This window comes from Pseudomonas sp. Yb2C2 (genome assembly GCF_052112325.1).
Lineage (GTDB): Bacteria > Pseudomonadota > Gammaproteobacteria > Pseudomonadales > Pseudomonadaceae > Aquipseudomonas > Aquipseudomonas marginalis.
Genome location: NZ_JAVAJK010000007.1, coordinates 286,143 through 294,454 on the forward strand (window position 1 = coordinate 286,143; position 8,312 = coordinate 294,454).

Sequence of the window (8,312 nt, forward strand, 5' to 3'; positions counted from 1 at the left end):
AAACTCAGTCAGTGATGGGGATATCGAAGGTCTGAAATGCATCGTCCAGCGGATGGTAACCCAACACCCGTGTGGTTTCGCTCAGGTCCAGGCGCTTGAAGCGGTTATTGGAAATGCCATGGGCGATCAGGTGTTTCACGCCCTCGGCCTCCACTGCACGCTGCAGCAGCTGCACGGCATCCCGCGGGCTGAGCCAGGCGCTGAGGTCGCGGGCGTTGTTCAGGTCGTGGGTTTCAACGAATTCGAACGCGCCGATGCGCAGGGCAATCGTCGACAGCGGGGTTTTCGCCGCGTAGTAGCCACACAGCGCTTCGCCGTAGCATTTGCTCACGCCATACAGGTTGGCCGGCATCACCTGCATGCCTGGGCTGATCTGCCGGTCTACCGGGTAGCCTTCGATGGTTTGCGCGCTGCTGGCGAACACCAGGCGCTGTACACCCGCCGCCACGGCGGCTTCGAACAGGTAGGTGGTGGCGAGGATATTGTTCGGCAGCAATTCGTCGAACGTGGCGCTGGCGTGGGGGATGCCCGACAGGTGCACGATCACATCGATGCCTTCGAGCAAGCTGGCGAGGCTGGCTTTGTCGCTGAGGTCGGCGTGCACGAAGCGGTGTTCGCCCAGGTCGAAATCAGGCGCGATGCGGTCGGTGAGGGTGAAACGGTAGCGGTCTTTCGATGCTTCGAAAAACGTCTTGCCGATTCTGCCGCAGGCGCCGGTGAGCAGTACGTTGAGTCCTTTCACGGGCATGTCCTTAGTTATGCCCGTCGAGGGCGAATAGCTGGAAGCCCTGGTGCTGGCCGAGGCGCTGGTAGTAGGCGGCAATGGCGGCGTAGGCCGGGCGCGCCATGGGCGTCATCTGCCAGCGGTGCACCGAGAGGCCGATCAGGATGTCGGCGAGGGTGAATTCATCGCCGGCAACAAAGGCCCCGGTTTTGCTCAGTTGTTGCTCGAGGATGCCCATCTTGTCGTTCCATCGTTGCACGGCGGCTTCAATCTGCGCCGCGTCCAGGCCGTCCGGGTTATTGCGTACCAGGGCGGTGAAGGCATCGCCCCAGGCACGGTTGAGCTCGACGGCCTGCCAGTCGATCCACTGCTCGACCCGGGCGCGTGGGGCGGGCTCGATGGGCAGCAGGTCGTGGCGCTGGTAAAGCCCCACCAGGTAGCGGCAGATGGTATTGGACTCCCACAGCACGCCGTGGTCGTCGATCAGCACGGGTATCTGGGCATTGGGGTTCAGGGCGAGGAATTCGGCGGACTGGGTGGGCTGGAAGCCGATGCCCCAGTCTTCGCGCACGTAGTCGATGCCCAGTTCCTGGCAGGTCCAGAGCACTTTGCGCACGTTGATGGAGGACGTGCGACCCAGGATTTTCAGTGAATGTGCCATGGTGCTTTCCTTGCGATGGAGAACAGCCAATCTAGCAGGAGGGAGAAGCTACGGCGATGCCTCCGAGCGGGCGGGGTTAAAATGTGGGACTACGTGCTCTCGCGAACCTGCAACTCAAACCCCATATCCACCACCGGCTTGGCGATCCTGTTGCCCGCCATGATCGTCAACAAATGCTCCGCCGCCCGCCGCCCGATCGCTTCCCTGGGGGTACTGATGCTGCTCAGGCGCGGCACCATGAAGGACGACGCCGGCAAGTCGTTGAAACCCAGCACCGCGACACGTTCTGGCACTTTGATGCCGTGGCGCATGGCTTCCAGCAGCGCGCCCTGTGCCAGGTCGTCGTTGCCGAAGAAGATCGCATCCACATCCGGATGGGCGGCCAGCAGTTGCAGGAACAGTTCGCCGCCCAGGCCCACCGAGGAAGGGCGTGGTGTCAGCAGTTCCAGCGCCGGGTCGTACAGGCCCGCCTGTTGCAGCGCACGGCGAAAGCCTTCGCCACGCAGCAGGGTGCGTTGGTCCAGTTGCGCGCCGATATACGCCAGGCGCTTGCGCCCACGGGAGATCAAATGTGCGGCCGCGGTTTCACCCGCCGCCAGCTGCGAGAAGCCCACGCAGTTCACGCCGGCATTGGGGTCCAGGTCCATCATGTACACACACGGCACATTGCTGGCCTCGACCATCCGTCGGGCGCTTTCGGTGCGATCAAAGCCGGTCAGCAGCAACCCGCGTGGCTGATAGGCCATGTAGTTGCGCAGCAGGTTTTCCTCTTCGTCGCGCGAATAGTGGGAGTTGCCGATCAGCACTTCAAAGCCCTTGGGCCGCAGCACCTGGTGGATGGCTTCGAGGGTTTCGATAAACAGCAGGTTGGACAACGACGGCACCAGGACTACCACCGAATGGCTCTGGGCCGAAGCCAGGGCACGGGCGGCGGGGTTGACCACGTAGTTGAGTTCGGCAGCGGCGTGCTGGACTTTTTCCACCAGTTCGATGGCCACGGTGCTGATGCCGCGCAACGCGCGGGAGGCGGTAATCGGGCTGACGCCGGCCAGGCGGGCAACTTCGTTGAGGGTAGGGCGACCGGTGGTGCGGGTATTTTTATCGTTCTTGGAGGTCATCAGGCGGCTTGCCAAACAAAAATCGAGGCACTAAGGTAGCGCTGTCTCCAAAAGGCTGCAAATTATTGAACTATGGGTTGCCTGATCCGGTTCAAATGATTGGAGCGGATGCACGCGTCACTCCATAAAAATGACAAGACGGCGCGGGAAAAGCCTGTTTTTGCACTCGCCTCACGGCGTGCAAAGGTAGCGCTATCTGCGTCTTGAGGTGTTTCATGAGTCAACCTGTTACCGCCCTGGTCATCATGGGTGTTGCCGGCTGTGGCAAAACCAGCGTCAGCGAGGCCCTGTGCCGCCTGAACGGTGCCACCGCCATTGAAGGCGACAGCTTTCACCCCGCCGCGAACATCGAAAAGATGAGCGCCGGCCACCCCCTCAACGACGACGACCGCGCCGGTTGGCTCGACATCCTGTGCGATGAACTGCGCCGTTCGCTCAAAGCCGGTGAACATCCGGTACTCACCTGCTCCGCGCTGAAAAAGAAATACCGCGACCACCTGCGCGAAGCCGCGCCGGGCCTGGGTTTTGTATTCCTGGAGTTGACCCGCGAAGTCGCCGCCGACCGCGTGTCCCATCGCCCCGGCCATTTCATGCCGGCCAGCCTCATCGACAGCCAGTTCGCCACCCTTGAATCGCCCAAGGGCGAGCCGCTGACCCTGGCCCTCAACGCCAGCGAAGACAGTGTCGAGGAGTTGGCCAGGCAGACCAACGCCTGGTGGCTGACACACGGTTTTGAACCATCCAACTGATTTTTTGCCGGAAAAGATAGCGCTATCCCCGGCAGGAAATTCAACACCCGCTTTAATAACAACAACAAACAGGAGAGACCCCCCATGTTTGGCATGTCCCACGAGTCGTACCTGCTGTTAGATGCAGTCGTTACCATCATCGGGCTGATCGTCTTGATCACCCGCTTCAAGGTTCACCCATTTATTGCGCTGATCATCGCGGCCGGCTTCCTTGGCCTGACCTCGGGCATGCCGGTGGACAAGATCATCAAGGCGTTCCAGGACGGTTTCGGCGGGGTGCTTGGCTTTGTCGGCATCATCCTCGCGCTGGGCACCATGCTCGGCAAGATGATGGCCGAATCCGGCGGTGCCGATCAGATCGCCCAGACCCTGATCCGCGCCTTTGGCAAGGACAAGGTCCAGTGGGCCATGATGTTCGCCGCATTCCTGGTGGGCATTCCGTTGTTCTTCGAGATCGGCTTTGTACTGCTGATCCCGCTGGTGTTTATCGTTGCGCGCCGCACCGGCGTGTCGCTGATCAAGATCGGCATCCCGCTGCTCGCCGGCCTCTCGGCAGTCCACGGCCTGGTGCCGCCGCACCCGGGCCCGCTGCTGGCCATCGGTGTGTTTGGCGCCGACATCGGCAAGACCATCCTGTACGGCCTGATCGTCGCGCTGCCGACGGCCATCATCGCTGGCCCGATCTTCGGTACGTTTATCGCCAAGTACATTCCGGGCAACCCGTCCCAGGAACTGGTCGATCAACTGGCCCGCGAGCCTGAGAACAAAAACCTGCCGAGCTTCAGTATCACCCTGGTCACCGTGCTGCTGCCGGTGTTCCTGATGCTGCTCAAAACCTTCGCCGACATCGCCTTTGCCGAAGGCAACGTGGTGCGCAACTGGATGGACATGATCGGTCACCCGATCACCGCCTTGCTGCTGGCGTTGCTGCTGTCGCTGTACACCTTTGGCAGCCGCCAGGGCATCCATTCCAAGCAGATCCTCAAGCTGCTCGACGCCAGCCTTGCGCCGACCGCCGCGATCATCCTGATCATCGGTGCCGGTGGTGGCTTCAAGCAGATGCTGGTGACCAGCGGCGTGGGTGACGTGATCGGCCACATGGCGGTAAACGCACAGATCAACCCGATCCTGCTGGCGTGGCTGGTGGCGGCGGTGATTCGTGTGGCGACCGGTTCGGCCACCGTGGCGACCATTACCGGCGCGGGCATCGTAGTGCCGGTGGTGGGGATGATTCCCGGAGTTAACCGTGAGCTGCTGGTGTTGGCGACGGGGGCGGGTTCGTTGATCCTGTCGCACGTCAACGATGCGGGGTTCTGGCTGGTGAAGCAGTACTTCAACATGACCGTGGCCGAGACCTTCAAGACCTGGACGGCGATGGAAACCATCCTGTCCGTTGTGGCACTGATCTTTATCATGTTGCTGTCGTTGGTGGTCTAACAGACACGCTACAAGACAAGGGTGAAAACCCAATCAACTATGGGAGGGGGCAAGCCCCTCCCACAGTTTGACCACATTTGTTCAGGTGGATCGGGTCAGGCTTTAGCAGCCAGCCCATCCGCCCGGAACATCCCGCGAATCCCGCGCACCGCCTGGCGAATCCTGTCCTGGTTCTCGATCAGCGCGAAGCGCACATGATCATCCCCATACTCGCCAAACCCAATCCCCGGCGACACACAGACCTTCGCTTCCAGCAGCAGCTTCTTGGCGAATTCCAGTGAACCCATGGCGGCATACGCCTCGGGAATCTTCGCCCAGACGTACATCGACGCCTTGGGGTTCTCCACCATCCAGCCCAGCTCATGCAGGCCCTTGACCAGCACATTGCGGCGCTGGCGGTACTGCTCGGCGATATCCTTCACGCACTGTTGGTCGCCTTCCAGTGCGGCAATCGCGGCGACTTGCAGCGGGGTGAAGGTGCCATAGTCGTGGTAGCTCTTGATCCGCGCCAGGGCATTGACCAGTTCCGGGTTGCCCACCATGAAACCGATGCGCCAGCCGGCCATGTTGTAGCTCTTGGACAGGGTGAAAAACTCCACCGCAATGTCCTTGGCGCCCGGCACCTGCATGATCGACGGGGCTTTCCAGCCGTCGTAGACGATGTCGGCGTAGGCCAGGTCATGCACCACCAGCACGTCGTACTGCTTGGCCAGGGCGATCACCCGTTCGAAGAAATCCAGCTCCACGCACTGCGCGGTCGGGTTGGACGGGAAGCCGAGGATCATCATCTTCGGCTTGGGGATCGACCCACGGATCGCCCGTTCCAGTTCGGCGAAGAAGTCCACGCCAGGCACCAGCGGCACCGAACGCACCTGGGCGCCGGCAATCACGGCACCGTAGATATGAATCGGATAACTCGGGTTGGGCACCAGCACCGTGTCGCCCTGGTCCAGGGTGGCCAGCATCAGATGCGCCAGGCCTTCCTTGGAACCGATGGTCACGATGGCTTCGGTCTCGGGGTCGATGTCGACTGCGTAGCGATCCTTGTACCAGCGCGAAATTGCCCGGCGCAGACGTGGAATGCCTTTGGAGGTGGAATAGCCGTGGGTGTCTTCACGCTGGGCGACGGTAACCATCTTCTCCACGATATGGGGAGGCGTGGCGCCGTCGGGGTTACCCATGCTCAAGTCGATGATGTCTTCGCCGCGCCGACGCGCAGCCATCTTCAGCTCGGCAGTGATATTGAAAACGTAAGGGGGGAGTCGATCTATGCGCGCAAAGCGGCGCGGCGAACCAAGGTCTGCCATTGTTGCCTCGAGAGTACGTAAGCGCCCGGAACCGTCCGAGCGACGTCGGCCACTGCGGTGGCCTGCGGGGCAGACAATACGGTCGATGATGGCCAGTTGTCCAGATGTGTCGGGAAATTTTCTGCATGGAGTACTGCAAGGATATGCCCCTATACTCGATACGGGTTTGTTCCCTCATAAGAAGGAGACTGTTCAGATGGACCAGCAGACAAAACAACCGTTAGAGCCACGCATGGAAGACGGCAAGGCCCTGGTGATCGCCGGGGTGCAAGGGCGTTATTCGAAGGCTACCGTGGGGGATATCCCCAAGTTGTGGAGTGTGTTCGACGAAAGCGTAAAACACATCAAGAAACGCGTCGGCGGAGTGACCTACGGCGTTTGCCATAACCCCAGCCACGGTGAATTCGATTACATGGCCGGGGTGGAAGTACCGTCCAAAAGCGATGTGCCGAGCAACTTCGAGTGCGTCGAACTGCCTGCGCACCACTACGCCGTGTTCCCGCACTATGGCCCGGTGCAGGCACTGGAGCAGACCTACGAGCGCATCATGTTCGAGTGGTTGCCGAACTCGGGCTACAAGGTGGCGGGGGCGGATTTCGAGCGCTATAGCGCGGATTTTGATGGGCGCAAGGGGACGGGGACGGTGGAGGTCTGGTTGCCCGTGGAACACAAGTAACCCACTGGCTGAACGCTTGTCTCGCCGCAACCACAGGACGTTCAGCCACCAAAGCTGAGTTGATAGCCCTGCGCAGATTGACGTATGGCTTTCGCTACATCAGGGGCCAACCGGCAGTAATCGTCTTCGCGCTTGAGCACGGCTTCCAGGGTTTGAAGGAGTGCCTGAATGCGCGCTTCGGGATTTTCAATTTCGCAGGTTCTTGCAAATTCCAGGATGCCCAGACGTGCAGCAAACAATGATTTGTTGCCGGACAGGTCAAGTGCCAGTGAGTCCTCAGGGAGATAGGCGGTGGTGTTCACAATGTCGTATACCGGTGCCAGCCGGGTATCCGATTTCAGCGGGTCGCTATAGAGCACGCCGAAGTTCTTCAAGTGAGCGTCGCCATTACCCACTATGCAGCTCAGTGCCACGCTGTCGAACAATTGATCGAGCGAGCTGCGTTGATGTTCTGGGGCGCAGAACACGCGTACGGCCTTGGCGATCGCTGCGTAACTCTTGGTGTACTTCTGCTCCGCAGACAGGCCCATCAAGGTGGTCATGTCTTCGAAACCCAGCGGGTTGAGCTGCTCGTCCCGATCAAAGCGCCGCATGATGAACAGCTTATGATTCTGCGACAGGTAAAAAGGTGGCACCGGCAAGCCTGCATCCCGGGCGATGGACATGCACAGGTATTCATTGATGGCCAACCCCGGAAACTCATCGCGCCCGCTTTTGATAATCAGGTCGTTGATTTTCGACGTGAACTTCTGCGCGGATGCCTGCGGTTTTTCCGGCACCAGTACTTTGGGCTGCACGCCAGAAATACCTGCTCGCAGGATGTAGCGATCCACCAGTTCCAGGAACAGATCCTCCGCGCCGTCCCAGGCGAGAATTTCGTTGAGGTTTTCTCCGCTGGAGGGAGGGCTGTTGCGCAGGATCAGGTCGTTTACTTGATCCGAAGACACGAACACCCTACCAATCGGTGCACTGCTGCCCGAGAGTGCCAGCAACAACATCGGATCGACCTTGACCGTCTTGGCGAGGCGATTGCGCAATTGCTCCAGAACGTAGCCTTCCGGCAGGTTCATCTGGAAGATGGGGTGAAGTTCTCGGCGGCGATATTCTTCGGCGCGAACGGGCATCGTCAGGCTGACTGCGGTTTGTGCCCGCAGGTTTTCGCCGTAGCGGAACAAATAGTCGTTGGCACTCATCAACACGCTGCCGCTTTTACCTTGAGGGGTATGAACGCGTAAATGGGGGCTAATCATTGAACAAGTCCTCCAGTTCCTCCAGGGTCGGCATGGTCACAGGCACTAATTTGAATTCGCTGCCCAAGGCGGCGATCACTCGGGCATAGGCATTCATTGAGACCGAGAGGCTGCCTTGTTCGACTTCTATCAGCTTCTGCCGGGTAACCCCTGCAAGTTTCGCCAGATCCGCTTGTTTATAGCCACGGTTAAGTCGCATCGCGCGAATTTGGCTGCCCAGTCGCTGAGTGATAACCGAAGTATCCATGTCATATATTCATTACTTTTTAATTGGAAGTTATGTATACGTTACATTTAAAGTAAGTCAAGACCGCTTCGACCCAACACCCACCTCAACCTCCGCTCATACCCACCCCGCCCCTTATACGCCTCCTCGCTGTCCACCCATCC

General features: G+C 59.9%; 9 protein-coding genes. 3 read left to right on the forward strand and 6 right to left on the reverse strand.

Translation table 11 applies throughout. The features are described from left to right. Nucleotides 1-4: 4 nt before the first annotated feature. The 3 genes from Q8X51_RS12730 to Q8X51_RS12740 all read right to left on the reverse strand — a co-directional run bounded on the left by Q8X51_RS12730 (nucleotide 5) and on the right by Q8X51_RS12740 (nucleotide 2,506). Entirely contained in the window at nucleotides 5-742 is a 738-nt protein-coding gene (locus tag Q8X51_RS12730) for an NAD-dependent epimerase/dehydratase family protein (protein WP_065925278.1), read from the reverse strand. A gap of 10 nt (nucleotides 743-752) precedes the next feature. Next, the gene (locus Q8X51_RS12735; RefSeq protein ID WP_065947861.1) at nucleotides 753-1,385 is read right to left on the reverse strand and encodes a glutathione S-transferase family protein; all 633 of its coding nucleotides are present in this window, start codon (nucleotides 1,383-1,385) and stop codon (nucleotides 753-755) included. An 89-nt stretch (nucleotides 1,386-1,474) separates the two neighbouring features. Then, nucleotides 1,475-2,506: a LacI family DNA-binding transcriptional regulator gene (locus tag Q8X51_RS12740; RefSeq protein ID WP_176719700.1), complete on the reverse strand. Its 1,032-nt coding sequence runs from the start codon at nucleotides 2,504-2,506 to the stop codon at nucleotides 1,475-1,477. Nucleotides 2,507-2,718: 212 nt separating this feature from the next. On the opposite strand from Q8X51_RS12740, the gene Q8X51_RS12745 reads away from it, so the two are divergent. Together Q8X51_RS12745 and Q8X51_RS12750 are read left to right on the forward strand one after the other, a co-directional pair. Further along, nucleotides 2,719-3,252: a gluconokinase gene (locus Q8X51_RS12745; protein ID WP_027605613.1), complete on the forward strand. Its 534-nt coding sequence runs from the start codon at nucleotides 2,719-2,721 to the stop codon at nucleotides 3,250-3,252. 84 nt (nucleotides 3,253-3,336) lie between these two features. Beyond that, nucleotides 3,337-4,689 carry a GntP family permease gene (locus tag Q8X51_RS12750; RefSeq protein WP_027605614.1) on the forward strand — a complete coding sequence of 451 codons (1,353 nt, stop codon included), beginning with the start codon at nucleotides 3,337-3,339 and terminating at the stop codon, nucleotides 4,687-4,689. A gap of 95 nt (nucleotides 4,690-4,784) precedes the next feature. On the opposite strand, the gene alaC is transcribed toward Q8X51_RS12750, so the two are convergent. Then, nucleotides 4,785-5,996 (reverse strand): alanine transaminase, encoded by a 1,212-nt coding sequence (gene alaC, locus Q8X51_RS12755; protein ID WP_407693916.1) that lies wholly within the window; start codon nucleotides 5,994-5,996, stop codon nucleotides 4,785-4,787. Between the two features lie 196 nt (nucleotides 5,997-6,192). Between alaC and Q8X51_RS12760 the strand changes: the two genes are divergently transcribed. Continuing rightward, nucleotides 6,193-6,672, forward strand: a complete 480-nt coding sequence (locus tag Q8X51_RS12760) for a GyrI-like domain-containing protein (protein WP_407693917.1) — start codon at nucleotides 6,193-6,195, stop codon at nucleotides 6,670-6,672. 41 nt (nucleotides 6,673-6,713) lie between these two features. Here Q8X51_RS12760 and Q8X51_RS12765 read toward each other — a convergent pair whose 3' ends face one another. Both Q8X51_RS12765 and Q8X51_RS12770 read right to left on the reverse strand, forming a co-directional pair. After that, nucleotides 6,714-7,922: a type II toxin-antitoxin system HipA family toxin gene (locus Q8X51_RS12765; RefSeq protein ID WP_065925272.1), complete on the reverse strand. Its 1,209-nt coding sequence runs from the start codon at nucleotides 7,920-7,922 to the stop codon at nucleotides 6,714-6,716. Next, on the reverse strand, nucleotides 7,915-8,169 hold the full coding sequence (locus tag Q8X51_RS12770) for a helix-turn-helix domain-containing protein (RefSeq protein WP_065925271.1): 255 nt from the start codon (nucleotides 8,167-8,169) through the stop codon (nucleotides 7,915-7,917). The genes Q8X51_RS12765 and Q8X51_RS12770 overlap by 8 nt, the downstream gene beginning before the upstream one ends. Nucleotides 8,170-8,312 lie beyond the last annotated feature (143 nt).

Coding starts and splice junctions, on each gene's coding strand:
- Q8X51_RS12750 (WP_027605614.1), top strand. CDS start 3,337: ATGTTTGGCATGTCCCACGAGTCGTACCTGCTGTTAGATGCAGTCGTT.
- Q8X51_RS12760 (WP_407693917.1), top strand. CDS start 6,193: ATGGACCAGCAGACAAAACAACCGTTAGAGCCACGCATGGAAGACGGC.
- Q8X51_RS12765 (WP_065925272.1), bottom strand. CDS start 7,922: ATGATTAGCCCCCATTTACGCGTTCATACCCCTCAAGGTAAAAGCGGC.
- Q8X51_RS12735 (WP_065947861.1), bottom strand. CDS start 1,385: ATGGCACATTCACTGAAAATCCTGGGTCGCACGTCCTCCATCAACGTG.
- Q8X51_RS12770 (WP_065925271.1), bottom strand. CDS start 8,169: ATGGATACTTCGGTTATCACTCAGCGACTGGGCAGCCAAATTCGCGCG.
- Q8X51_RS12745 (WP_027605613.1), top strand. CDS start 2,719: ATGAGTCAACCTGTTACCGCCCTGGTCATCATGGGTGTTGCCGGCTGT.
- alaC (WP_407693916.1), bottom strand. CDS start 5,996: ATGGCAGACCTTGGTTCGCCGCGCCGCTTTGCGCGCATAGATCGACTC.